We start from the raw sequence: 22,633 nt of genomic DNA, 5'->3' as shown, positions 1-22,633 counted from the left end.
GGCCCGGGACCTGCTGGTGCGTGGGGTGCCCGAGCTTTCCGGCAGGTCCGCATCCGGGGAGTCGGTGGCCACCCGCACCGATTCCAGTGCGAGTTTCCCCAGAATCGAGCGGACCACCCGGCCCGGGCTGCGGCCGTCGGTGCGCACCCGGACCGAGGTCACCTCTCTATAGAGCGGCCGCCGAGTGCGCATGAGTTCCCGGTATTTCGCTCCCGGGTCGGCCCCGCCCAGCAGGGGCCGGTGGGTACCGGCGCCCGTGCGGCGCAGCCCCTCGGCGATGCTGATCTCCAGATACACCACGGTCCGGTCGCGGAGCAGGGCGCGGGTGCGTTCGGAGAGCACCGCGCCGCCACCGAGAGAGACGACACCGCTGCGCGTGGCGAGCGCTTCGCCGACCACCTCTTCCTCGATCCGGCGGAATTCGGGTTCCCCGTCGGCGGCGAATATCTCCGGGATGCTGCGGCCGGTCACCTCCTCGATCCCGGCGTCGGTGTCGTAGAGCTCGACGCCGAGTTCCCGGGCGAGTTTGCGGCCGATGGTGGTCTTACCCGCCCCGGGCGGGCCGATCAGCACCACCAGCGGGCCGTGCGGACCGGTCTGCTCGGTCATTACGCCGGGTCGGCGACGGTATCGCCCGGGCTCAGATGGGGGCGCCCGCTGATCCGCTTCACGTAGCCGTCGAGATTGCTCACCGTTTCGGCGAGCGAATCGCCACCGAACTTCTCCAGCGCGGCCTGGGCCACCACCAGCGCGACCATCGATTCGGCGACCACTCCGGCCGCCGGAACGGCACAGACATCGGAACGCTGGTGGATCGCCACGGCCTCCTCGCCGGTGGACATATCGACCGTGGCCAGCGCGCGCGGCACCGTGGAGATGGGCTTCATGGCCGCGCGCACGCGCAGCGCCTCTCCGTTGGTCATCCCGCCCTCGAGACCGCCGGCGCGGTTGGTGGACCGCAACACGCCGTCACTGCCGGGGCGCATCTCGTCGTGGGCCTGGCTGCCGCGGCGCCGCGCCGTCTCGAAACCGTCGCCGACCTCGACGCCCTTGATGGCCTGGATACCCATGAGTGCCGCCGCGAGCCGCGAGTCGAGCCGGTTCTCGCCGCTGGTGAACGAACCCAGCCCGATCGGGAGGCCGGTGACGACCACCTCGACCACTCCGCCCAGGGTGTCGCCGTCCTTCTTCGCCGCCTCGATCTCGGCGATCATGGCCGCCTCGGCGCCGGCATCGAACGCGCGCACCGGGCTCTCGTCGATCGCCGCCAGGTCCGCGCCGGTGGGCACCAGTCCGGTCGTGTTCGTGGCCGTCCCGATGGAGACCACATGGGAGACGACCTCCACCCCGAGCGCCTGGCGCAGGAAGGCGCGGGCCACGGTCCCGGCCGCGACCCGGGCCGCGGTCTCGCGGGCGCTGGCCCGTTCCAGGACCGGACGGGCGTCGTCGAAGCCGTATTTGAGCATGCCCGAGTAGTCGGCGTGGCCGGGGCGGGGGCGGGTGAGCGGAGCATTGCGGGCCAGCTCGGCGAGTTCGGCCTCGTCGACGGGATCGGCGGACATGACCGTGGTCCACTTGGGCCATTCGGAATTGGCGATCTCGATCGCGACGGGCCCACCCATGGTGCGGCCGTGGCGGACCCCGCCGATCACGGTGACCTTGTCGGCCTCGAACTTCATCCGGGCGCCGCGACCGTAGCCCAGCCGTCGGCGCGCCAGCTGTGCGGAGATCTCCTCCGAGGTCACCTCGACACCGGCGACCATCCCTTCCAGGATGGCGACGAGAGCGGGTCCATGGGATTCTCCAGCAGTTATCCAGCGCAGCACGCCGACCATCTTCCCATGTCGGCGCGACGGGTGGGGGATGCGGTCGGCCGTGCTCATCGACCCGGGGAGTCCGTGGTGGCCGGGATTGCCGCGGGGTCACCACAGGGTGAGTCCGAGAAGTGTCACCGCGCACATCGATGCACCGTGTGCGATCGTGGGCTCGGTCCGTTCCGGCGCGAGCGCCCACCGGGCGCCGATGCGGTGCGGGCCGCCGAATATCCGCCGTCCCGCCCGTGATCCGAGCAGCGCGCCGGCTCCGGCGAACGCGGTGCACACCGGTGCGGCGACGGCCGACCAGACCCAGACCGGACCACCACCGAGCCCGGCTGCCGCGCCCAGCCCCACGGCCAGTTTCACATCGCCGGCGCCCAGTGCGGCCGGGCGCGCCGAGTGGATCAGCAGATATGGAGTCGCGAGCAGGGCCGCGCCCCACGCGGCGCTGTGGAAATGCCCGGTCAGCGCCGCGTGACCGAGCACGGCGCCGGCTCCGGGCACGGTGAGCAGGTTCGGTAGGCGCCGGAAGCGGATATCCATGGCGCTCAGCGCTGCGCACCAGGCGGCGAAGGCCAGAAAACCGAGGGTCGTCATGCCTTCACGATCGCGGCCGGCCGGCCGTACCGGTGGCGGTGCACGCGATATGTGGACAACTCGGGCTACCGCGCCGGTATGTGAACAGTGAGTGATCCTCATTTTCCGAGTGCGTGCCACCCGGTCGGCCCGTGTGCCGGGGCCGGGTCGGCGGTACTTTTGTCCCATGTCTGCTGATGCCGGTCGGGGCCCGCGGGTCCGGCCCGATTACGCTGCCCGGCGCGGTGCACTGCGCAACCTGCTGATCCAGAACGAGATCGACGGCCTGCTGGTCACCGATCTGGTGAACATCCGCTATCTCACCGGATTCACCGGATCGAACGCCGCTCTGCTGGTGCACTCGTGGGACACCCCGGGCGCGGAGGACCGCACCGTGATCGCGACCGACGGGCGTTACGACACCCAGGTCGCCGAGCAGGTTCCCGATCTGCGCGCCGAGATCGCCCGGGCGGTGTCGCGCCGGGTGGTGGAGCTGGCGGGGGAGTGGCAGTTCGGCCGGCTGGGTTACGAAAGCCATATCGTTACCGTGGATCAGCACCGGGCGCTGCTCGAGCTCGGCTCGGGCCTGGAGTTCGTGGCCACACCGGGCCTGGTCGAGCAGCTGCGCATGGTCAAGGACGAGTACGAGATCGACCTGCTGCGCACTGCCTGCGCCGTCGGTGACGGGGCCCTGGCGGCACTGCTGGAGAGCGGGGGGCTGCGGCCGGGGCGCACTGAGCGTCAGGTGGCCCGGGATCTGGAATGGGCGATGTTCGAGCGCGGAGCGGCCGGGATCGCCTTCGAGACGATCGTCGCCGCCGGGGCGAATTCCGCCGTGCCGCATCACCGGCCCACCGAGGCGGTACTGGCCGCCGGTGATTTCGTGAAGATCGATTTCGGGGCCGTGGTGGACGGCTACCACTCGGATATGACCCGGACCTTCGTGCTGGGCGAACCCGCGTCCTGGCAGCGCGAGGTCTACGACCTGGTGTATGCCGCGCAGCGGGCCGGCCGCGAGGCGTTGCGGCCCGGTGTGCCGTGTGCCGATGTGGACGCGGCCGCCCGCGAGGTCATCGCGGCCGCCGGTCACGGGCCGCTGTTCGTGCACGGTCTGGGGCACGGGGTGGGATTGCGCATCCACGAAGCGCCCGGAATCGCCAAAACCGGCACGGGTACACTCCAGTCTGGCGTGGCGGTGACCGTCGAACCAGGTGTGTACTTTCCCGGCCGCGGCGGGGTCCGGATCGAGGACACGCTCGTGGTGCGCGAAGGGGGCCCGGAGCTGCTCACCAACACCAGCAAAGATCTGATCGTCGTCGGATGACGACGGTCGCCCGAGAACCGAGGAGACCCGAAGACAGTGGCGGACACCAGCGACTTCAAGAACGGCCTCGTGCTGAAGATCGACGGTAATCTCCAGCAGATCGTCGAGTTCCAGCACGTGAAGCCGGGTAAGGGTCCCGCGTTCGTGCGGACGAAGCTGAAGAACGTGCTGTCGGGCAAGATCGTCGACAAAACCTTCAACGCGGGCGTGAAAGTGGAGACCGCCACGGTCGATCGCCGCGATATGACCTACCTGTACCACGACGGCTCCGATTACGTCTTCATGGACGGCGAGACCTTCGACCAGATCGCCATCGCGGAGAGCACCATCGGCGAGCAGGCCCGCTTCCTGCTGGAGAACATGACCGTGCAGGTCGCCACGCACGAGGGCGCGCCGCTGTACGTGGAGTTGCCGGTCACCGCCGAGCTCGAGGTCACCCACACCGATATCGGTCTGCAGGGCGATCGCTCCACCGGCGGCACCAAGCCCGCCACCGTGGAGACCGGCGCCGAGGTCCAGGTCCCGCTGTTCATCAACACCGGCGACAAACTCCGCATCGATACCCGCGACGGCAGCTACCTGGGCCGCGTCAACTCCTGACGTGCCCGAGCAGCCCGCGGACAAGAAATCCGCATACAAGAAACTCGGCGCCCGCCACAAGGCGCGCCGCCGGGCGGTGGACCTGCTCTTCGAGGCCGAGGCCCGCGATGTCGATCCCGCCGATCTGGCCGACGAGCGGATCGAGCTCGCGGCCCGCGATCAGGGTGTGGCGCCGGTGCACGCCTATACCCGCACCCTGGTGGACGGTATCGCCGAGGAACTCGACCGGGTGGACGGGACCATCGAGTCCTACCTGCAGGATTGGACACTGCCCCGGCTGCCCGCGGTGGATCGCGCGATCCTGCGAGTCGCGGTATGGGAGCTGTTGTACGCGCCCGATGTCCCGCCGATCGTCGCGGTGGACGAGGCGGTGGAACTGGCCAAGGAACTGTCCACCGATGATTCCCCGGGATTTGTGAACGGGGTGCTCGGACAGGTGGTGCTGGTGGCGCCGCAGATTCGCGCGGCCGCCGCGGCCGCGGGGCGTTCCAGCGATCGGGAATCGGAGGACTGAGGTGCGCAAGTATCTGGTGCTGGCCATGCGTACCCCCGCCTACGACCCGGCCGTGGTCGAACCGCACCGCCGGTTCCTCGCCGAGCTGCGTGCGAAGGACATGCTGCAGGAAAGTGGTCCGTTCACCGACGGTAGCGGCGGCGCGTACCTGGTGCTCGCGGATTCGCTCGCGGCCGCCGAGGCGGTGGTGTACACCGATCCGCTGCACACCACCGGCTCGTCGGCGATCACGGTCCACGAATGGGAGATCACCGGCTGAACCCGTACCGGATCGCCTGCGGACCGGTCCGCCGCGCGACTCGATGAGAGGACGATAGGCTGTTCATCGCAACGTCCCATGATGTCGAGGAGTGCGGACCATGACCGAGAACGCGGGCGTCACCCTGCCCGAGGGCGGATGCACCGCCGCACAGGCCTGGGAGATCTTCGACCGGTTGCCGGCCGCGCGCGTGGACGAGGTGACCACCGGCCGCTGGCGCGGTTCGGAACTGCCCACCGGGCACCCGATGGACGGCACCCTGTCCGAATCCGGTTGGTACGGCAAGCAGTTCGATGCACCCGACCAGGTACATCCGCTGCTGTTCACCGATGAACGCGGTACCGTGTTCGCGGTGGATCCGCGCCGGGTCCCGCTGTCCCTGGCGGGCCGGATTCCGGCGCACTGGCTGCGCCCGGTCCGCAACAACCTGCGTACCCTCGGCCCGCTGCTGCGTACCCGCAAAGCGACGGCCCGGTTACGCGATATCGAGTACCGCGGTGTGGTCAGTGCCGCCATGGTCTACGACCATCTGCCCATCATCGACCATTTCCGCCGGCTCGACGACGACCGGTTGCTCGGCGTCATGGATATGCGCGGTCTGGCCGAACCGTACTTCTTCGTCCTGACGCGCTGATCAGCCCGCCGCCGGGCCCGGCCGCAGGATGACCTTGCCGAGCGGTGCCCGGGATTCCAGCAGCGCGTGCGCCGCGGCGGCGCGGTCGAGCGGCATGATCTTCTCCACCGGCGCCGCCAGGGCCGGTACCCGCTCGAGGATCGCGGTACGCGCGCGGTCCACCCGGGCGTGCCAGGCGGGACCGGAGCATCCGGTGAGTGTCAGCCCGTGTGGGATGAGGTCGGCCGCCGAAACGCGGGCGGGTTCCCCGGAAAGCCATCCGTAGCTGAGCATCCGCCCGGAGCCGGGCGTCATGGTCTCGAGCAGTGCGGCCGCCGAGGTGCCGCCGAGTGAGTCGAACACGATATCGATCGTGCGGCCCGGCTCTTCGCGTAGTTGTCCGGGCCAGTGCTCGTCGCGGTGGTCGAGCACCTCGTCGGCGCCGAGTTCCTTCGCGCGCCGAATTTTGTCCGGGCCGCCCGCGGTCGCGATCACCCGGGCCGCGCCGAATTCGCGGGCCAATTCGACCAGGTGCGCGCCCACGCCGGTGGCACCGGCCTCGACCAGCACTGTTTCGGAGCCGGTGAGCGCCGCGGCTTCCAGTAGTGCCAGCGCCACCGAACCACTCATCATCACCGCCGCCGCGTCGGCGGCCGTGACGCCCGCGGGAATCGGAGTTGTGGCATCCGCTTTCGCGCGGACCAATTGGGCGTACGCTCCCGTTCCGTCCGTGGCGACCACCACCCGCCGCCCGAGGTATTCGGATCCGACGCCCTCGCCCACGGCGATCACCTCGCCGGCTGCTTGGAAGCCGAAGACGACCGGCGGCGGCGAGGCCATCGGGAATGCTCCGGAACGCAGCTGGGTCTCGGGGTACAGGACGGGAATCGCCTCGGCTCTGATCACTACTTCGCCCGGCTCGGCGGTGGGCTCCGGGACTTCCCGAGATACCAGCACCTCGGGTCCGCCGGTATTCGTCATTACGATTGCCTGCATTGGAACTCCATAAGTTGACTGATGGTCCAGATAACTTCCTCAAGATATGGACCGGCGGTCAAGTTGTCAACGAAGGTGGTGCGACAATTCCGAAGGAACGCGCGGACGCCGCCCGCAACCGGCGCGCCATCCTGGACGCGACCGCGGCGCTGCTCGCCGAACACGGCCCGGAGGCGGTCACCATGGATCGGGTCGCTGCGGCCGCCGGCGTGGGGAAGGGGACGATCTTCCATCGCTTCGGCAACCGTGCCGGATTGCTGCACGAAATGGTCGCCGAAAGCGCGGTCACCCTGATGTCCGCCGTGACCGACGGCCCCCCGCCGCTGGGTCCCGGCGCGCCGGCCGGTGATCGGCTGCTCGCCTTCTTCGCCGCCATGGCCCGGCTGGTGATCGACAACCTGGCGCTCATGGAGGTCTACCGGGTGGTCCCGCCGCATCCGCGCACCGAGGAGTTCCACCGGTTCTGGCGCGCCCATATCACCGCGCTGCTGAGCGAAGCGCGCCCCGATCTGGACGCGGAGACGGTCGGCCGGTTGCTACTGGACGGCCTGGCGGGCCAAACCGTGCCGGATATGGTCCGTGCGGGATCGACCGATCGGTTGCTGGCGGCGGTGGATCAGCAGGTGCGCGCGGTGCTGCGCGCGCCGTAGTGAATGTTCAGCGCACGTTGCGCGGCCGGAACTGGATGCTGATCCGCGGTCCGGTCGACCGCCGGGTCTTGGGCACCGCATGCTCCCAGGTGCGCTGACACGAGCCGCCCATGACCAGCAGATCGCCGTGGCCCGGGTGGAAACGCAGGCTGGGCCCGCCGGCGCGGGGTCGCAGCAGCAGTGGCCGTGGCGCGCCCAGGGTGAGGATGGCGACCATGGTGTCGTGCGCGGCGCCGCGGCCGATGGTGTCGCCGTGCCAGGCCACGCTGTCACGGCCGTCGCGGTAGTAGCAGAACCCCGCGGTGCGGAATGGTTCGCCGAGTTCGGGCCCGTAGTAGACGCTGAGGGCTCCACGGGCCTCCGCCAGGACGGGGTCCGGCAGCGGGTCGGATTCGCCGTAGAAGCAGAGCAGTCGCGGTACATCGACGACCCGGTCGTACATCTGCCGTCGCTCGGCCTGCCACGGCACGGTCGCGGCCAGCTGCTCGAACAGGTCGTCGGCGCCGCGTAGCCAGCCGGGGCGCAGATCGACCCAGGCGCCGTACGCGAGCCGGGTGCGCCCGACGCCGGTCAGCGGGGTGAGTTCCGCCGCCCCGAAACCGTCGAAGAGTGAACCCTGCAGAGCCATGCCGTCAGGTTACGCCGGTGTCGAACGTATGTTCCCATGGGGTCGGCAAGGGGCCTGGACTCGCCGATCGTCGGCGGCCGGCGCTCGCGGCGCACCGTGGGTGGGCTGCCCGGCGAGCGACGATAACTGATCCGGCTCGTTCTATGCCCGCTGAACAGCGCCGATACCGTATCAGCGGCTGTGTCGGGCCGGCATCAGTGCGGTGTCAGCGCGCCCGGCGACAGTATCCCCATGAGCAACACAGTGAACAGCACACCTCGGACGGACCCGGTACCCGTTCGATCGGATTCCGCCGCAGCGTCTTCGAAGGATCACGCCGGCATGTCCGTCACTCTGACCGACCGGGAACAAGCCACCTTGCGGACCGCCGCCTACGGCGCCGTGTCCTTGATCGCCGCGACCGGTGCGGCCCACTCGGCCGTGGCACACGGGTCCCTCGCCCTGGCCTCGGCGACCGGCGTGGTCGGCCATGTGCTCGCCGCGAGGTCCGCGGCCATAGAACTCACCGGAAAGACCGTCGCCGAACTCGCCGACCATGTGCTCCCGGCTCTGCGTGCCGCGGTGAACCTGCTGGAAAGCAGGGATGTGGCCGAGGCCGAGAACTTCCGCTCCACGGTCGGCCTGGCCGTCGGCGCAGCCGCCCGGCCCCGCCGCGGCGAGCCCGGCCCGGCGACGGTCGAGATGGCCCGCAAGGTCACCGCCGCCCTCGCCGGGGCGGGCTCCGTGTACGGCCGGACCGGGCCGGCGGCCGGTGAACGGGATCGTCCGGCGTTGCGGAAAGCGCTCGAGGAGATCGTCGCGTCCGGTCTCACCGGGATCACGGTGCGGGTGCACGACGAACGGGGCGAGTGGGTCGGCAGCGCTGGGGTGGCCGAGCTGGGTGGTTCGGTGCCGCCGCCGATCGACGGGCATGTCCGGATCGGCAGCAATACCAAGACTTTCACCGCGACCTTGGTGTTGCAGCTGGTGGGCGAGGGCCGGATCGGGCTGGACACCTCGGTGGGGGAGTACCTGCCGGAGTTCGGGTTCGACCCGCGGATCACGGTGCGGATGCTGTTGCAGCACACCAGCGGCCTCTTCAACTTCACCGGGGAGTACTACAGCGACGGAACGGTCGTGCCGGGGATCCCCTGCACCATCTCGGGCAAGGAGTGGGTGGACAACCGGTTCCACGGCTATGAGCCGGAAGAGCTGGTCCGGCTCGCGCTGTCGAAGCCGGCCCGGTTCGAGCCGGGAACGGACTGGAGCTATTCCAATACCAACTACGTGGTGGCGCGGCTGCTGGTCGAGAAGGTCACCGGACGCCCGATCGCCCAGGAGACGCAGCGGCTGATCCTGGGACCGCTGGGACTGACGGGCACCATAGCGCCGACCACGCAGACCGGGGTCCCCGAGCCGCACGCGCATGCCTACTACCGCTACGAGGACGCCGGTGCGGAGCGGACGGTCGACGTCACCGAGCACAACCCCTCCTGGATCTCCAGCGGCGGTGACATGATCTCGACCAGCCGGGACCTGCACACCTTCATTGCCGCGCTGAACGGCGGTGAGCTCCTACCGGACGACCTGCTGACCGAGATGCGCACCCCGCGCCCGACGGGTATCCCCGGGATGGGCTACGGCCTGGGGGTCTTCATCCAGGAGACGGACGGCGGCGGCACCCTCGTCATGCACAACGGTGGCGCCGGGGGTCATGCGGCGCTGATGTACAGCACGCCCGACGGCACCGCCACGCTGACCGGCACGCTGAACTATGTGGACGATGCCGCCCTGTCGCTCTCGGCGGCGTTCCAGCAGGCGACGCGACGGCTCGTCGACGAAGTGTTCGGCGGCGGACAGGCCGATCCGGCCCGTCCGGCGGAATGAGCACAGGCCGCGCGGGCCGACCTCGCGGTTGTCCGTGCGATGGATCGCCGATCCACGACCCCGCCGAGCTCGCGGGCTGGGCGCGGTCTGCCGCGGCGCGAACCGTGCTGCCCGATCGGGTGTTCCGTGGCGGGCATCCGTGCGCGGGGGTCGCGGCTCGCTGAAACCGGTGCGCCTGAGGTCGAATATCAGGAATCGGCGGTGGCGGGGATCGCGCGCTCCACGGCCGTGCGCACCAATTCGCGGGCCTGCTCCTCGGTGAAGACGCCGGGCAGGGTGAGTCGTTCGAGGATCAGCCAATTCAGGGCGAGGAACAGCAGGACGACGGTGTCCTCGTCGCCGGGCATCCCGTAGTCCAGGTGGTTGCGGATATTGAAGTCCAGATCGGCGCGCACCCGCTCGGTGAGCAGGGCCTGTAGTTCGGGCCGCCGGGTGGCTTCCAATCGGAGTTCCAGGAGGGCGAGGTAGCCGGTGCGGAAGCGGGTGACGCGGCCGACCACCTCGGTCATGAGCTTCGTGAGGGTCTCGCGGGTGCGTGGTCCGTGCAGGGTGGCCATGGCCGATTCGTCGGGGATCAAGCGCTCGTAGTACCGGTGGCCCACCTGGACGAGTAGATCGTCGCGGTTGCTGAAGTAGTTGGAGGCGGTGCCGGCGGGTACTGCCGCCGCTTTGTCCACCGCGCGGAAGGTCAGTCCCCTGGCTCCGTCTCGGGCCAGGACCTCGATCGATGCGTCCAGCAACGCCATACGGCGTTCGGGATTCGTGCGGACCACTTGACACCACTCCATCTGTAGTACTACGGTTGAAACCACTTCGAACAGAGTACTACATCTGAAGCGGTAAGGGTTGGTAGCCCGCCCGGCCGTCCCCCTCGAAGTCCGGTCCCCGCCGGTTTCACGAAAGGCGCAACCGATATGCGAAAGCAGCACGGCACGTACCCCATCCGAAACAACCAGCAGCGTTTCGTGGCTCGTCCCGTACCCCCGCGGGTGGCCGCCGCCGTCCGCAACGGAGGGCCTCGGACCGGCAGGCGCGGCGCTCGCTGAGGGCGGAGCCGAAATTCGTCCGGCCCGCAGTATCCGGGCCGAACGACGCGGATCGTAATGCCGCACAAGACAACCGGCTCGACCGGTACATCGACAGAAGAGGACAGACCCACCCCATGCGCGACGTGAATCTCTGGAGTGAAGAATTCGGCACCGCGACGAATACGCCGATCCTGTTGATCATGGGGTCGATGTCGCAGGGCATTCTGTGGCCGGACGAGTTCGTCGGCCGACTGGTCGCCGGAGGTCGCCGGGTGATCCGGTACGACCACCGCGACACCGGTCTGTCGGGAACCGTCGATTTCGCGACGCATCCGTATACGTGGGGAGATATCAAGGATGATGTCTATCGCGTGCTGGACGCGCACGGCCTGGCGAGTGCGCACCTGGTCTGCCACTCGGCGGGCGGGCTGCTCGGCCAGTTCATCGCCGTGGAGCGGCCGGAGCGGGTGCGCTCGCTGACCGTGATCGGTTCCTCGCCGCTCGGCGGCGGCGAAGGAGCGGTCATCATGCGGGCGCTGCTGGGCGAGCCGCAGCCCGAGGGGAGTCTGCCGGAGCCGACGCCGGAGTTCGTGGCGTTCTACCGCGCCCTGCTGGCCGGCTCGCCGCCGGACAACCGGCGCGACCGGATCGACAGCATGGTCGCCGAGCAGCGCGTGCTACACGGCAGCGGGTTGCCGTTCGACGAGGACGCAGCCCGCCGGCTGCAGGAGCGGATCCACGACCGCGCCCGCGATCTGTCGGCCGTGGCCAACCACCGGCTGGCCGCGGCGGCGAAGCCGGATTTCGAACCGGTGGGCGTGCTGCACCGGGTGCAGGCGCCCACGCTGGTCGTCGAAGGCAGCCACGAGCCGGCCAAACCGGGTCACGGCGCGCTCATCGCCGAGCGGATTCCGGGGGCACGGCTGATGATCGTGGCGGGCATGGGTCATACGCTGCCGCCGGAGGTGCACGAGGAGCTGGCCGCCGCCGTCCTCGCGCAGACGAAGGAATGAGGATCACCGGTGTGCGCCGACCGGTTCGGCCAGCAGTTCGGCCGTGCGGTCCTGTTCGGCGGCGGTGCCGAAAGGGACCGCCGTGAATTCGGTGACCCCGGCATCATCGAGCCGGGCCAACGCGCGCCTCACTCGCGTCGCGGTGCCCACGATCGCGATGTCGCGCGGGCCGGCCACTCCCTCGCGGTCCAGCGTTGCTGAGAGAGGTGCGGGGCCGCAGCGACCGGGCTGTCGGAAGTGTCGGGTCCGGAGCCCGCTACCCCAGCCGGCAGCGACGCAGCAGTTGGTGCGCGATATCGACGGCGGCGCGGTGGCATTCGTCGTCGGAGAGCGGGAGATCGCCCATCATCGCCGTGCTCCAGCTGATCGCGAGCAGGGCCTGGCGGGCGTGGAACACATCGAGCGGACCCCGCGCGGGTTCGGTCATCAGATCCGCGAGCAGCCGGAACTGATAACGCAGGCTCACCCCGAAACCGAGTTCCCGGAACGCCGGCTGGTTCTCGTGCATGAACCGCACCATGTCGCGGCCTGTGCTGTGCAGCAGCGCGCCGTACCGATCGAGGATCTCCTCGGCGCGGGCCCGGCCTGCGGGGGTGCCCTCGGCCCAGGTGACGAGTTCGTCTAGCCGGGCGACAAGTAAGGGGAAGGGAGAATCATGAGCGAACCGTCCGCCCGGGTACCCACCGCCGGCGTGGCCATGACCGCGATCGGCGTCGCGCTCATCCGGGTCCGCGAAAGCGCCCGGCCCGACCGGCTCTACGACGATCCACTCGCCGCGGCCTTCGTTGCGGCGGCTCGCCCGGCCTTCGACGAGAGCGCTGGTCGCGGCTGGAGGCGCTGGCCGACCGGTTCTACGAAGGCCGCTCCCTGGCGGTGAAAGCCGTGGACGAGAGCTTCGGCGCGGCCGTGGCCGCGGGATGCGGGCAGATCGTCCTGCTCGGGGCCGGACTGGATACCCGGGCCTTCCGGCTCGGGCTGCCCGCCGGGACCGTGTTCTTCGAAGTGGACCTCCCCGAACTGTTCGATTTCAAAGAGCCGGTATCGGCTGCGCGGCAGGCCCGTCCCGACTGCGTGCGCCGGGTGGTCCCGGCCGATCTGCGCGGCGACTCGGCGCGGGCATTGGCGGCGGCGGGATTCCGTCCCGGAGACGCCACGTTGTGGGTGGACGAGGGGGTTCTGAACTACCTGCCCCGGCGGGACGCGCAGGCTGTGATCGAGACGGTGACCGAACTGTCGGCGCCGGGAAGCCGTTTCGGCATAGGCCGGTTCCAGGTCGACGCCGCCGCCCAGCGGTACCGGGAGCTCCGCGAGCTCGTCTCCGGCGATTCCGATGCCGCGCGTCCGGTCAACGGCCTGGGCCCGGACGCGGAATCGTGGTTCACCGCGCACGGCTGGCACACCACCTTCCGCGCCTGGAACGATCTCGTCGCCCCCTACGGGCGTCCCGGTCTCGGCGAGGTTCCCGGAATGGGCACGGTGCTCGCTGTGCGTGAATGATCGGTCACCACTGCCGGTAACCGCGATCACATCCCGAGGCCCCGCCATCGGGCGTGGTCCCGTTCACACTCCGAGGCCGGTCCTCACCTGGTGAAAGTCCCCGTTCGGCGGCTGATAGGCTGCTCGGCGTAAGACATCCTTTAACGGACCGTCCAGTGAGGCGGGGAAGGAGGTCGGTATGGCCGTGCCCGAAGAACGCGGTGCTGCCGAGGCGACGTCACCTCCCGAGCGGCACACCCCGGAATGGGTGGCGACAGGGCGCGAACTGCTCTCCGCCTCCGATGTCGGCCGCACGGTCGCGCGGATCGCGCATCAGATCATCGAACGCACCGCCCTGGATTCGGGCGATCCCGGTACGCCCCGGGTAGTGCTCATCGGTATCCCGACCCGCGGCACCACCCTCGCGCATCGGCTCACCGACAAGATCGAGGAATTCTCCGGAGTCCGGCCCGCGCTCGGTTCGCTCGACATCACGCTCTACCGCGACGATCTGCGCACCAAACCGCATCGTCCACTGGAACGCACCTCGGTCCCCGAAGGCGGGATCGAGGACGCGCTGGTCGTACTCGTCGACGATGTGCTCTTCTCCGGGCGCACGGTGCGCTCCGCCCTGGACGCGCTGCGGGATCTCGGCCGGCCGCGTGCCGTCCAGCTGGCGGTCCTGGTGGACCGCGGCCATCGGGAACTACCGATCCGCGCCGATTTCGTCGGCAAGAACGTGCCCACCGCGCGGATCGAGGACGTGTCGGTGCTGTTGTCCGAACACGACGGCCGCGACGGGGTTTTCCTGCATCAGGGGGAGGGACAGTGAGACATCTGCTGACGGTGACCGATCTGGATCGCGACACCGCCACCGAACTGCTCGACGAGGCCGAACGATTCGAACAGGCGCTGCTGGGCCGCGAGGTGCGCAAACTCCCCACCCTGCGCGGGCGCACGGTGATGACGGTGTTCTTCGAGAACTCCACCCGCACCCGGGTCTCCTTCGAGGTCGCGGGTAAATGGATGAGCGCCGATGTGATCAATGTGAGCGCGAGCAGCTCCTCGGTCGCCAAGGGGGAGTCGCTGCGCGATACCGCGCTCACCCTGCACGCCGCGGGTGCCGACGCGCTCATCGTGCGGCATCCCGCCTCCGGTGCGGCCCATCAGATCACCCGCTGGTTCGAGGACTGGTCGCGGCAGTCGGGCAGTTCGGTGCCCGCGGTGATAAACGCCGGTGACGGCACCCATCAGCACCCCACCCAGGCACTGCTGGACGCGCTGACCCTGCGGCAGCGGCTCGGCGATATCGCCGGTAAGCGGGTGGTGATCGTCGGCGATATCCTGCACAGCCGGGTGGCCCGGTCCAACGCGTTCCTGCTGTCCACGCTCGGCGCGGAGGTGGTGCTCGTCGCGCCGCGCACGCTCCTGCCGGTGGGCGTCGAAGGCTGGCCGGTGCGGGTCTCGACGGATCTGGATTCCGAACTGCCCGGCGCCGACGCCGTGCTCATGCTGCGGGTCCAGGCGGAGCGGATGAACGGCGGATTCTTCCCGTCCGCCCGCGAGTACTCGATCCGCTACGGCCTCTCGGAACGCCGGCTGGCGCTGCTCGACGAACAGGCGGTGGTGCTGCACCCCGGCCCGATGCTGCGCGGTATGGAGATCGCGTCGTCGGTGGCCGATTCGCCGCGCGCCGCCGTATTGCAACAGGTGACGAATGGAGTCCATATGCGGATGGCGGTGCTGTTCCGCCTGCTGGTCGGTGTACAGGAGGCCGCGGCGTGAGCGAGTCGGGCCCGGAGTCGGCAGCGGAGCGTAACCACGGAGGGCCCTCGCGCACGCCCCAAGAACACAGCGTGACCGAGTCGGGCCCGGAGTCGGCAGCGGAGCGTAACCACGGAGGGCCCTCGCGCACGCCCCAAGAACACAGCGTGAGCGAGTCGGGCCCGGAATCGGCAGCGGAGCGTAACCACGGAGGAAGCGACAACGTGCTGATCACCGGAGTGCGGCCCTACGGCGAGGGCGAGCCGGTGGATGTGCTGATCGCCGGCGGCGTGATCCGGCAAATCGGGACCGGTCTGCCGGCCGAGGGCGCCGAAATCGTCGACGGTGCCGGGCAGGTGCTGCTGCCCGGATTCGTGGATCTGCACACCCACCTGCGCGAACCCGGCCGCGAGGATACCGAGACCATCGAATCGGGATCGGCTGCCGCGGCGCTGGGCGGCTATACCGCGGTCTTCGCCATGGCCAACACCTCGCCGGTCGCCGACACCCAGGTGGTCACCGACCATGTCTGGCGGCGCGGGCAGGAAGTCGGTCTGGTCGATGTGTACCCGGTGGGCGCGGTGACCGTGGGCCTGGCCGGCGCGCAGCTCGCCGAGATGGGCACCATGGCGACCGGCGCGGGCTCGGTGCGCATGTTCTCCGACGACGGGCACTGCGTGCACGATCCGCTCATCATGCGGCGCGCGCTGGAGTACGCCCGCTCGCTGGGCGTCCTCATCGCGCAGCACGCGGAGGAGCCGCGGCTCACCTCCGGCGCGGTGGCGCACGAGGGACCGACCGCGGCCCGGCTGGGTCTGGCGGGATGGCCGCGGGCCGCGGAGGAATCCATCGTCGCGCGCGACGCGCTGCTGGCCCGGGACGCGGGCGCACGGGTCCACATCTGCCACGCTTCCACAGCCGGCACCGTGGAATTGGTGAAATGGGCCAAAGCGCAAGGTATTTCGATCACCGCCGAGGTTACGCCGCATCATCTACTGCTGACCGACGCCCGCCTGGAAACCTACGACGCGGTGAACAAGGTGAACCCGCCGCTACGCGAGGGTTCCGATACCGAGGCACTGCGGCAGGCGCTGGCGGAGGGGATCGTGGACTGTGTCGCCACCGATCACGCCCCGCACGCCGAACAGGACAAATGCTGTGAGTTCGCCGCGGCCCGGCCCGGAATGCTCGGTTTGGAAACCGCGTTGTCCATTGTGGTGGAGACCATGGTGCGGCCCGGTCTGCTGGACTGGCGCGGGGTCGCCCGGGTGATGAGCGAACGGCCCGCCGAGATCGTCGGCCTCGACGATCAGGGCCGTCCGATCGCCGAGGGCGAGCCCGCCAACCTGGTACTGGTCGACCCGGAGGCCACCTGGACCGTGCAGGGCGAGGATCTCGCGAGTATCGCGAGCAATACCCCCTATCAGGCGATGACGCTGCCGGGACGGGTCACCACCACACTGCTGCGCGGCCGGATCACCGCGCGCGACGGGGTGGCCGCCGCCCCAGCGGGTGTACGAGTAGGAGAGCGCTGATGGAGCGGACACTGTGGGTGATCGGCTGCGTTCTGCTGTGGGCGCTGTTCGTCTACCTGATGTATCGGGGCTGGCGTAATCGTGCCGCCCGGCAGGCCGACCGCATCGGCGATCTGCCTCCGGTACCGGCGGAGACGGGCGCGCAGGTCCTGGACCCGACCACCGGCCTCTACCTCGGCAGCACCATCGCGCCGAGCTGGCAGGACCGGATCGCGGTCGGTGACCTCGGCTTCCGGGCGACCGCGGAGCTCACCCGCTTCGAACACGGAATCCTGCTGGAACGGCAGGGCGCGTCCGCGATCTGGATCCCGGAGGAGTCCATCTCCGCGATCCGCACCGAACGTGGGCACGCGGGCAAGGTCATGAGCGAGGGCGGAGTACTGGTCATCCGCTGGACGCTGCCGTCCGGGACCGAGATCGACACCGGGTTCCGTGGCGACGACAAAACGGTGTATCCGGCCTGGGCGCGGGCAACGACGGGAGACGACGAGAAATGACGACAACAACGGACGCGGCCCTGGTACTGGAAGACGGACGGGTCTTCCGCGGCACCGCCTACGGCGCGGTGGGCCAGACCCTCGGCGAAGCGGTGTTCTGCACCGCCATGACCGGGTATCAGGAAACCCTCACCGATCCCAGCTATCACCGGCAGATCGTGGTGGCCACCGCGCCGCAGATCGGAAATACCGGCTGGAACGACGAGGACGACGAATCGCAGCAGATCTGGGTCGCCGGCTACGCGGTCCGCGATCCCGCGCGCCGCGCCTCGAACTGGCGGTCCAGCGGCACCCTGCCGGGACAGCTGGAACAGCAGAACATCGTCGGCATCGCCGGGATCGACACCCGCGCGGTGGTGCGGCATCTGCGTAGCCGCGGCTCCATGAAGGCGGGAATCTTCTCCGGCCCGGCGCTCGCCGATACCGAGGAACTGGTCGCCCGGGTCACCGGCCAGCCGTCCATGCTGGGCGCCGATCTCGCCGGTGAGGTCACCACCGACCGGATCTACACCGTGGAACCGGAGGGCACTCCCCGGTTCACCGTGGTCGCCGTCGACCTCGGGATCAAATCCAACACTCCGCGGATGTTCGCCGCCCGCGGTATGCGGGTGCACGTGGTCCCGTCCTCGACGAGCCTGGACGAGATCCTGGAACTGAAACCCGACGGCGCGTTCCTGTCCAACGGTCCGGGCGACCCGGCCACCGCGGATACCGCCGTCGCTCTGACCCAGGGCATCCTCGACAAGGGGCTGCCGCTGTTCGGTATCTGCTTCGGTAACCAGATCCTCGGCCGAGCGCTCGGCCGAGGCACCTACAAGATGAAATTCGGGCACCGGGGGATCAATATCCCGGTCGTCGAACACGACACCGGCCGTATCTCCATCACCGCGCAGAACCACGGGTTCGCGCTCGAGGGGGAGCGCGGCGAGCAGTTCGACACCCCGTTCGGCAAAGCCGAAGTCAGCCATGTCTGCGCCAATGACGGCGTCGTGGAGGGGGTGCGCCTCATCGACGGCCGCGCCTTCTCCGTGCAATACCACCCGGAAGCGGCCGCCGGGCCCCATGACGCCGCGTACTTGTTCGACCGGTTCTCCGGTCTTATGGAGGGAGCCTGATGCCACGCCGTACCGACCTCGAACACATTCTGGTCATCGGTTCGGGCCCGATCGTCATCGGTCAGGCGTGCGAGTTCGACTACTCGGGGACCCAGGCGTGCAGAGTGCTGCGCGCCGAGGGGCTGCGCGTCTCCCTGGTCAACTCCAATCCGGCGACCATCATGACCGACCCGGAGTTCGCCGATTCCACCTACGTGGAACCGATCACCCCGGAATTCGTCGAGAAGGTCATCGAGAAGGAACGCCCCGACGCGCTGCTGGCCACCCTCGGTGGGCAGACCGCGCTGAACACCGCGGTCGCGCTGCACGAGCGCGGGGTGCTGGAGAAGTACGGGGTCGAGCTGATCGGCGCCGATTTCGACGCCATCCAGCGCGGTGAGGACCGGCAGAAGTTCAAGGACATCGTGGCGCGGGTCGGCGGGGAGAGCGCCCGCTCCCGGGTCTGCTACACCATGGACGAGGTCCGCGAAACCGTCGAGGAACTGGGCTTCCCGGTCGTGGTGCGGCCCTCGTTCACCATGGGTGGGCTCGGGTCCGGGATGGCCTATGACGAAACCGATCTCGACCGGATCGCCGGCGGCGGCCTGGCCGCCTCGCCGACCGCGAATGTGCTGATCGAGGAGTCCATCCTCGGCTGGAAGGAATACGAACTCGAGCTGATGCGCGACGGGCGCGACAATGTCGTGATCGTCTGCTCGATCGAGAACGTGGACCCGATGGGCGTGCACACCGGCGACTCCATGACCGTCGCCCCCGCCCTCACCCTCACCGACCGCGAGTACCAGAAGATGCGCGATCTGGGTATCGCGATCCTGCGCGAGGTCGGGGTGGACACCGGCGGCTGCAATATCCAGTTCGCGGTGGATCCGGCCGACGGCCGGCTCATCGTCATCGAGATGAACCCGCGCGTCTCGCGGTCCTCGGCGCTGGCATCCAAGGCCACCGGTTTCCCGATCGCCAAGATCGCGGCCAAACTGGCCATCGGCTACACGCTCGACGAGATCGTCAACGACATCACCAAGGAAACCCCGGCCTGTTTCGAACCCACCCTCGACTATGTCGTGGTGAAGGCGCCGCGGTTCACGTTCGAGAAGTTCCCCGGCGCCGACCCCACCCTCACCACCACCATGAAATCGGTGGGCGAGGCCATGTCGCTGGGCCGCAATTTCGCCGAGGCGCTCGGTAAGGTGCTGCGCTCGCTGGAAACCAAAGCGGCCGGGTTCTGGACCGCCGCGGACGGCAAATGGGCACCGGCCTCCACCGATCAGGCCGATATCGACGCCGCGATCGCGGAGATCCTCACGGATCTGCGCACCCCCACCGAGGGCCGGATCTACCAGGTGGAGCGCGCCCTGCGGTTCGGGGCGAGCATCGAGGACGTCGCCGCCGCCTCCGGGATCGACCCGTGGTTCGTCGCCGAGATCGCCGGGCTGGTGGATCTGCGCGCGGAACTGCTGGAGTCCCCCGTTCTGGACGAATCGCTGCTGCGGCGGGCGAAGTACCACGGCCTCTCCGATCGCCAGATCGCCGCACTGCGGCCGGAACTGGCCGGTGAGAGCGGTGTGCGCGCCCTGCGGCACCGGCTCGGGGTGCGGCCGGTGTTCAAAACCGTCGATACCTGTGCCGCCGAATTCGAGGCCAGGACGCCGTATCACTATTCGGCCTACGAACTCGACCCCGCGGCGGAATCCGAGGTCGCCCCGCAGCCCGATCGCGAGAAGGTGATCATCCTGGGTTCCGGGCCGAACCGGATCGGCCAGGGCATCGAATTCGATTACTCGTGCGTCCACGCCGCGCAGACGCTGTCGGCGGCCGGCTACGAGACCGTCATGGTCAACTGCAACCCGGAAACGGTATCCACCGACTACGACACCGCCGACCGCCTCTACTTCGAGCCCCTCACCTTCGAGGATGTGCTCGAGGTCTACCACGCCGAATCCGAATCCGGTACGGTCGCCGGGATCATCGTGCAGCTCGGCGGGCAGACCCCGCTGGGCCTCGCGGAACGGCTCACCGCCGCCGGGGTACCGGTGGTCGGCACCAGCGCCGCCGCCATCGACCTCGCCGAGGACCGCGGCGAATTCGGTGACGTCCTGATCGCCGCCGGGCTGCCCGCGCCCAAGTACGGCACCGCCACCACGTTCGAGCAGGCCCGCAAGATCGCGGCCGATATCGGTTACCCGGTCCTCGTGCGTCCCTCCTACGTGCTGGGCGGCCGCGGTATGGAGATCGTCTACGACGAGCAGTCCCTCGAGGGCTACATCTCCCGCGCCACCGAACTCAGCCCCGAACATCCGGTGCTGGTGGACCGGTTCCTCGAAGACGCCATCGAAATCGATGTGGACGCGCTCTGCGACGGCGACGAGGTCTTCCTGGGCGGCGTCATGGAGCATATCGAGGAAGCCGGGATCCACTCCGGTGACTCCGCCTGCGCGCTGCCGCCGATCACGCTGGGGCGCAGCGATATCGAGGCGGTGCGCCGCTCCACCGTCGCGCTGGCCAAGGGGATCGGCGTCAAAGGTCTGCTGAACGTGCAGTACGCGCTCAAGGACGATGTCCTCTACGTCCTCGAGGCCAATCCGCGCGCCAGCCGCACCGTACCGTTCGTCTCCAAGGCCACCGCCGTACCGCTGGCCAAGGCGGCCGCCCGGATCATGCTCGGCACCACCATCGCCGAACTCCGCGCCGAGGGCATGCTGCCCGAGGGCGACGGCGGGCATGTCCCGCTGGACGCTCCGGTGGCGGTCAAGGAAGCGGTCCTGCCGTTCCACCGCTTCCGCAGCGCGGACGGTAGCCAGGTGGATTCGCTGCTGTCACCGGAGATGAAATCCACCGGTGAGGTCATGGGCATCGACGCCGACTTCGGTACCGCGTTCGCCAAGAGCCAATCCGCGGCCTACGGGTCGCTGCCCACCGAGGGCACCGTGTTCGTCTCCGTCGCCAATCGGGACAAACGCGCCATGGTGTTCCCGGTGAAACGCCTGCACGATCTCGGCTTCCGTGTCCTGGCCACCGCCGGAACCGCGGAAATGTTGCGCCGCAACGGAATCCCCTGCGAGCAGGTCCGTAAGCATTCGGATCCGGTATCCCCGGCGGGTGGCAGCCACACACCCCCGCAGCCGTCCATCGTGGACCAGATCCGCGACGGGGAGGTCGATATGGTCATCAACACCCCGTACGGCAACTCCGGGCCCCGGGTGGACGGCTACGAGATCCGCAGCGCCGCGGTCGGGGTCAATATCCCCTGTATCACCACGGTCCAGGGCGCCGCGGCAGCCGTGCAGGGCATCGAGGCGAGTATCAACGGTGAATTGGGCGTGCGGTCGCTGCAGGAACTGCACTCGGCGTTGCGCGGCTGAGGGCGCGGGCGATGACGACCACGACGTTCGGTGAGCGGCTGGCCGCCGCCATGCACACCCACGGGCCGATCTGTGTCGGGATCGATCCCCATCCCGCCCTCCTCGGCGCCTGGGGCCTGTCCGAGGACGCCGACGGACTCGAGGCCTTCGCCGAGCGCTGCGTCGAAGCCTTCGACGGAATGGTGGCGTTGGTCAAACCGCAGGTCGCCTTCTTCGAGGCCTACGGCGCCGCGGGGTTCGGGGTGCTCGAACGCACCATCGAGGTGCTGCGCGCCTCGGGCACCCTGGTCCTGGCCGATGCCAAACGCGGCGATATCGGCTCCACCATGGACGCCTACGCCCACACCTGGCTCGCCGACGGCCCGCTGGGCGCGGACGCGGTCACCGTATCGCCCTACCTGGGCTTCGGCGCCCTCCGTCCCGCCCTGGAGCTGGCCCACGCCAACCACCGCGGCGTTTTCGTCCTGTCCGCCACCTCCAACCCCGAAGCCGCCCAGATCCAGCAGGCGACGGTCGGTGGCCGCACCGTCGCGCAGACGGTGGTCGACGACGCGGCCCAGCTCAACCCCGGCGGGCATCCGGGCTCGGTGGGGGTGGTGGTCGGCGCCACGCTCACCGAGATTCCGGACCTCAGCATGCTCAACGGGCCGATCCTGCTGCCGGGAGTCGGGGCACAGGGCGGTACCGCGGACAAGGTCCGGGCATTGCTGCCGCAGCCGCTGTGGCGGGCCGCGGTACCGAATGTGTCCCGGGATGTACTGCGGGCGGGGCCCTCGGTCGAGGCGCTGCGCAGCCGTTTGGCGGAGTTCCAGGAGGAGTTCGCTTTTCTCCGGTGACAGTGGGCAGCGTGCGTGCTCGTGCCGGGGTGTGGGCTTCGCGCAAGAGTGCGAAGCGGGCCTGCACGAGCCGGGCGGAGGCCTATCCAGGAGCCGAGCCGGACACTGCGCCGGTGGTCCACATGCTCACCCGTTGCGCCGAGACGACACCGTGGGCGGGCTTGTTT

The 22,633-nt window shown here is 69.3% G+C and carries 25 protein-coding genes; 17 read left to right on the top strand and 8 right to left on the bottom strand.

Features of this window, described 5'->3' with window-relative positions; translation table 11 throughout:
- The 3 genes from NS4_RS29870 to NS4_RS29860 all read right to left on the bottom strand — a co-directional run.
- On the bottom strand, nt 1–609 hold a 609-nt coding region (locus NS4_RS29870; protein ID WP_063062824.1), incomplete at its 3' end, for a shikimate kinase.
- The gene (aroC, locus tag NS4_RS29865) at nt 609–1,826 is read right to left on the bottom strand and encodes a chorismate synthase (protein ID WP_063062828.1); all 1,218 of its coding nucleotides are present in this window, start codon (nt 1,824–1,826) and stop codon (nt 609–611) included. The genes NS4_RS29870 and aroC, both read right to left, overlap by 1 nt.
- A gap of 96 nt (nt 1,827–1,922) precedes the next feature.
- A complete protein-coding gene (locus NS4_RS29860) occupies nt 1,923–2,414 on the bottom strand; it encodes a prepilin peptidase (protein ID WP_063062823.1) in 492 nt (163 codons plus the stop codon).
- A 166-nt stretch (nt 2,415–2,580) separates the two neighbouring features.
- On the opposite strand from NS4_RS29860, the gene NS4_RS29855 reads away from it, so the two are divergent.
- From NS4_RS29855 to NS4_RS29835, 5 genes are all read left to right on the top strand, one after another.
- Entirely contained in the window at nt 2,581–3,717 is a 1,137-nt protein-coding gene (locus NS4_RS29855) for a M24 family metallopeptidase (RefSeq protein WP_063062822.1), read from the top strand.
- 36 nt (nt 3,718–3,753) lie between these two features.
- Nucleotides 3,754–4,317: an elongation factor P gene (efp, locus tag NS4_RS29850; RefSeq protein ID WP_063062821.1), complete on the top strand. Its 564-nt coding sequence runs from the start codon at nt 3,754–3,756 to the stop codon at nt 4,315–4,317.
- A 1-nt stretch (nt 4,318) separates the two neighbouring features.
- The gene (nusB, locus tag NS4_RS29845; protein WP_063062820.1) at nt 4,319–4,831 is read left to right on the top strand and encodes a transcription antitermination factor NusB; all 513 of its coding nucleotides are present in this window, start codon (nt 4,319–4,321) and stop codon (nt 4,829–4,831) included.
- Nucleotide 4,832: 1 nt separating this feature from the next.
- The gene (locus NS4_RS29840) at nt 4,833–5,090 is read left to right on the top strand and encodes a YciI family protein (RefSeq protein WP_063062819.1); all 258 of its coding nucleotides are present in this window, start codon (nt 4,833–4,835) and stop codon (nt 5,088–5,090) included.
- Nucleotides 5,091–5,190: 100 nt separating this feature from the next.
- Entirely contained in the window at nt 5,191–5,724 is a 534-nt protein-coding gene (locus NS4_RS29835; protein ID WP_063062818.1) for a DUF4334 domain-containing protein, read from the top strand.
- Here NS4_RS29835 and NS4_RS29830 read toward each other — a convergent pair whose 3' ends face one another.
- Nucleotides 5,725–6,699 (bottom strand): quinone oxidoreductase family protein, encoded by a 975-nt coding sequence (locus NS4_RS29830; RefSeq protein WP_063062817.1) that lies wholly within the window; start codon nt 6,697–6,699, stop codon nt 5,725–5,727.
- Between the two features lie 14 nt (nt 6,700–6,713).
- Between NS4_RS29830 and NS4_RS29825 the strand changes: the two genes are divergently transcribed.
- The gene (locus tag NS4_RS29825; RefSeq protein ID WP_439955822.1) at nt 6,714–7,349 is read left to right on the top strand and encodes a TetR/AcrR family transcriptional regulator; all 636 of its coding nucleotides are present in this window, start codon (nt 6,714–6,716) and stop codon (nt 7,347–7,349) included.
- A 7-nt stretch (nt 7,350–7,356) separates the two neighbouring features.
- Here the strand turns inward: NS4_RS29825 and NS4_RS29820 are convergent, their stop codons facing one another.
- The gene (locus NS4_RS29820; RefSeq protein WP_063062816.1) at nt 7,357–7,977 is read right to left on the bottom strand and encodes an alpha-ketoglutarate-dependent dioxygenase AlkB; all 621 of its coding nucleotides are present in this window, start codon (nt 7,975–7,977) and stop codon (nt 7,357–7,359) included.
- Between the two features lie 321 nt (nt 7,978–8,298).
- Here NS4_RS29820 and NS4_RS29815 point away from each other — a divergent pair, with 321 nt between their 5' ends.
- On the top strand, nt 8,299–9,843 hold the full coding sequence (locus NS4_RS29815) for a serine hydrolase domain-containing protein (protein ID WP_245665841.1): 1,545 nt from the start codon (nt 8,299–8,301) through the stop codon (nt 9,841–9,843).
- Between the two features lie 188 nt (nt 9,844–10,031).
- On the opposite strand, the gene NS4_RS29810 is transcribed toward NS4_RS29815, so the two are convergent.
- Nucleotides 10,032–10,631: a TetR/AcrR family transcriptional regulator gene (locus NS4_RS29810; protein WP_174552162.1), complete on the bottom strand. Its 600-nt coding sequence runs from the start codon at nt 10,629–10,631 to the stop codon at nt 10,032–10,034.
- Between the two features lie 374 nt (nt 10,632–11,005).
- Between NS4_RS29810 and NS4_RS29805 the strand changes: the two genes are divergently transcribed.
- The gene (locus tag NS4_RS29805; RefSeq protein WP_063062815.1) at nt 11,006–11,884 is read left to right on the top strand and encodes an alpha/beta fold hydrolase; all 879 of its coding nucleotides are present in this window, start codon (nt 11,006–11,008) and stop codon (nt 11,882–11,884) included.
- Between the two features lie 3 nt (nt 11,885–11,887).
- Here the strand turns inward: NS4_RS29805 and NS4_RS33730 are convergent, their stop codons facing one another.
- A complete protein-coding gene (locus NS4_RS33730) occupies nt 11,888–12,016 on the bottom strand; it encodes a hypothetical protein (protein WP_281220058.1) in 129 nt (42 codons plus the stop codon).
- A 124-nt stretch (nt 12,017–12,140) separates the two neighbouring features.
- Complete coding sequence (locus tag NS4_RS29800; RefSeq protein WP_157106326.1) at nt 12,141–12,392, bottom strand: hypothetical protein; 252 nt, start codon at nt 12,390–12,392, stop codon at nt 12,141–12,143.
- Nucleotides 12,393–12,539: 147 nt separating this feature from the next.
- Between NS4_RS29800 and NS4_RS33565 the strand changes: the two genes are divergently transcribed.
- The 9 genes from NS4_RS33565 to pyrF all read left to right on the top strand — a co-directional run bounded on the left by NS4_RS33565 (nt 12,540) and on the right by pyrF (nt 22,466).
- Nucleotides 12,540–12,761 carry a hypothetical protein gene (locus NS4_RS33565; protein WP_245665839.1) on the top strand — a complete coding sequence of 74 codons (222 nt, stop codon included), beginning with the start codon at nt 12,540–12,542 and terminating at the stop codon, nt 12,759–12,761.
- 5 nt (nt 12,762–12,766) lie between these two features.
- Nucleotides 12,767–13,381, top strand: a complete 615-nt coding sequence (locus tag NS4_RS29795) for an SAM-dependent methyltransferase (RefSeq protein ID WP_245665838.1) — start codon at nt 12,767–12,769, stop codon at nt 13,379–13,381.
- A 178-nt stretch (nt 13,382–13,559) separates the two neighbouring features.
- Nucleotides 13,560–14,192: a bifunctional pyr operon transcriptional regulator/uracil phosphoribosyltransferase PyrR gene (gene pyrR / locus NS4_RS29790; RefSeq protein WP_063062813.1), complete on the top strand. Its 633-nt coding sequence runs from the start codon at nt 13,560–13,562 to the stop codon at nt 14,190–14,192.
- Nucleotides 14,189–15,145: an aspartate carbamoyltransferase catalytic subunit gene (locus NS4_RS29785; RefSeq protein ID WP_030521483.1), complete on the top strand. Its 957-nt coding sequence runs from the start codon at nt 14,189–14,191 to the stop codon at nt 15,143–15,145. Before pyrR ends, NS4_RS29785 begins: the two co-directional genes overlap by 4 nt.
- A 203-nt stretch (nt 15,146–15,348) precedes the next feature.
- A complete protein-coding gene (locus NS4_RS29780; protein ID WP_174552161.1) occupies nt 15,349–16,659 on the top strand; it encodes a dihydroorotase in 1,311 nt (436 codons plus the stop codon).
- Complete coding sequence (locus tag NS4_RS29775; protein WP_063062811.1) at nt 16,659–17,156, top strand: PH-like domain-containing protein; 498 nt, start codon at nt 16,659–16,661, stop codon at nt 17,154–17,156. The genes NS4_RS29780 and NS4_RS29775 overlap by 1 nt, the downstream gene beginning before the upstream one ends.
- The gene (gene carA / locus NS4_RS29770; protein WP_063062810.1) at nt 17,153–18,271 is read left to right on the top strand and encodes a glutamine-hydrolyzing carbamoyl-phosphate synthase small subunit; all 1,119 of its coding nucleotides are present in this window, start codon (nt 17,153–17,155) and stop codon (nt 18,269–18,271) included. The genes NS4_RS29775 and carA overlap by 4 nt, the downstream gene beginning before the upstream one ends.
- Nucleotides 18,271–21,630, top strand: a complete 3,360-nt coding sequence (gene carB / locus NS4_RS29765; protein WP_063062809.1) for a carbamoyl-phosphate synthase large subunit — start codon at nt 18,271–18,273, stop codon at nt 21,628–21,630. Before carA ends, carB begins: the two co-directional genes overlap by 1 nt.
- A gap of 11 nt (nt 21,631–21,641) precedes the next feature.
- Complete coding sequence (gene pyrF / locus NS4_RS29760; RefSeq protein WP_063062808.1) at nt 21,642–22,466, top strand: orotidine-5'-phosphate decarboxylase; 825 nt, start codon at nt 21,642–21,644, stop codon at nt 22,464–22,466.
- Nucleotides 22,467–22,633 lie beyond the last annotated feature (167 nt).

It is taken from the genome of Nocardia sienata NBRC 100364 (genome assembly GCF_001613205.1).
Classification (GTDB): Bacteria; Actinomycetota; Actinomycetes; order Mycobacteriales; family Mycobacteriaceae; genus Nocardia; species Nocardia sienata.
Note: the sequence above shows the minus strand (reverse complement) of the source record. Positions and strands in the feature narration are given on the sequence as shown.

What these genes read in the sequence shown, in the direction of transcription:
- NS4_RS29860 (WP_063062823.1), bottom strand. Translation starts at nt 2,414, where the DNA reads ATGACGACCCTCGGTTTTCTGGCCTTCGCCGCCTGGTGCGCAGCGCTG.
- NS4_RS29855 (WP_063062822.1), top strand. Translation starts at nt 2,581, where the DNA reads ATGTCTGCTGATGCCGGTCGGGGCCCGCGGGTCCGGCCCGATTACGCT.
- NS4_RS29835 (WP_063062818.1), top strand. Translation starts at nt 5,191, where the DNA reads ATGACCGAGAACGCGGGCGTCACCCTGCCCGAGGGCGGATGCACCGCC.
- NS4_RS29830 (WP_063062817.1), bottom strand. Translation starts at nt 6,699, where the DNA reads ATGCAGGCAATCGTAATGACGAATACCGGCGGACCCGAGGTGCTGGTA.
- NS4_RS29820 (WP_063062816.1), bottom strand. Translation starts at nt 7,977, where the DNA reads ATGGCTCTGCAGGGTTCACTCTTCGACGGTTTCGGGGCGGCGGAACTC.
- NS4_RS29815 (WP_245665841.1), top strand. Translation starts at nt 8,299, where the DNA reads ATGTCCGTCACTCTGACCGACCGGGAACAAGCCACCTTGCGGACCGCC.
- NS4_RS29810 (WP_174552162.1), bottom strand. Translation starts at nt 10,631, where the DNA reads ATGGAGTGGTGTCAAGTGGTCCGCACGAATCCCGAACGCCGTATGGCG.
- NS4_RS29805 (WP_063062815.1), top strand. Translation starts at nt 11,006, where the DNA reads ATGCGCGACGTGAATCTCTGGAGTGAAGAATTCGGCACCGCGACGAAT.
- NS4_RS29800 (WP_157106326.1), bottom strand. Translation starts at nt 12,392, where the DNA reads ATGCACGAGAACCAGCCGGCGTTCCGGGAACTCGGTTTCGGGGTGAGC.
- NS4_RS33565 (WP_245665839.1), top strand. Translation starts at nt 12,540, where the DNA reads ATGAGCGAACCGTCCGCCCGGGTACCCACCGCCGGCGTGGCCATGACC.
- pyrR (WP_063062813.1), top strand. Translation starts at nt 13,560, where the DNA reads ATGGCCGTGCCCGAAGAACGCGGTGCTGCCGAGGCGACGTCACCTCCC.
- NS4_RS29775 (WP_063062811.1), top strand. Translation starts at nt 16,659, where the DNA reads ATGGAGCGGACACTGTGGGTGATCGGCTGCGTTCTGCTGTGGGCGCTG.
- carA (WP_063062810.1), top strand. Translation starts at nt 17,153, where the DNA reads ATGACGACAACAACGGACGCGGCCCTGGTACTGGAAGACGGACGGGTC.
- carB (WP_063062809.1), top strand. Translation starts at nt 18,271, where the DNA reads ATGCCACGCCGTACCGACCTCGAACACATTCTGGTCATCGGTTCGGGC.
- pyrF (WP_063062808.1), top strand. Translation starts at nt 21,642, where the DNA reads ATGACGACCACGACGTTCGGTGAGCGGCTGGCCGCCGCCATGCACACC.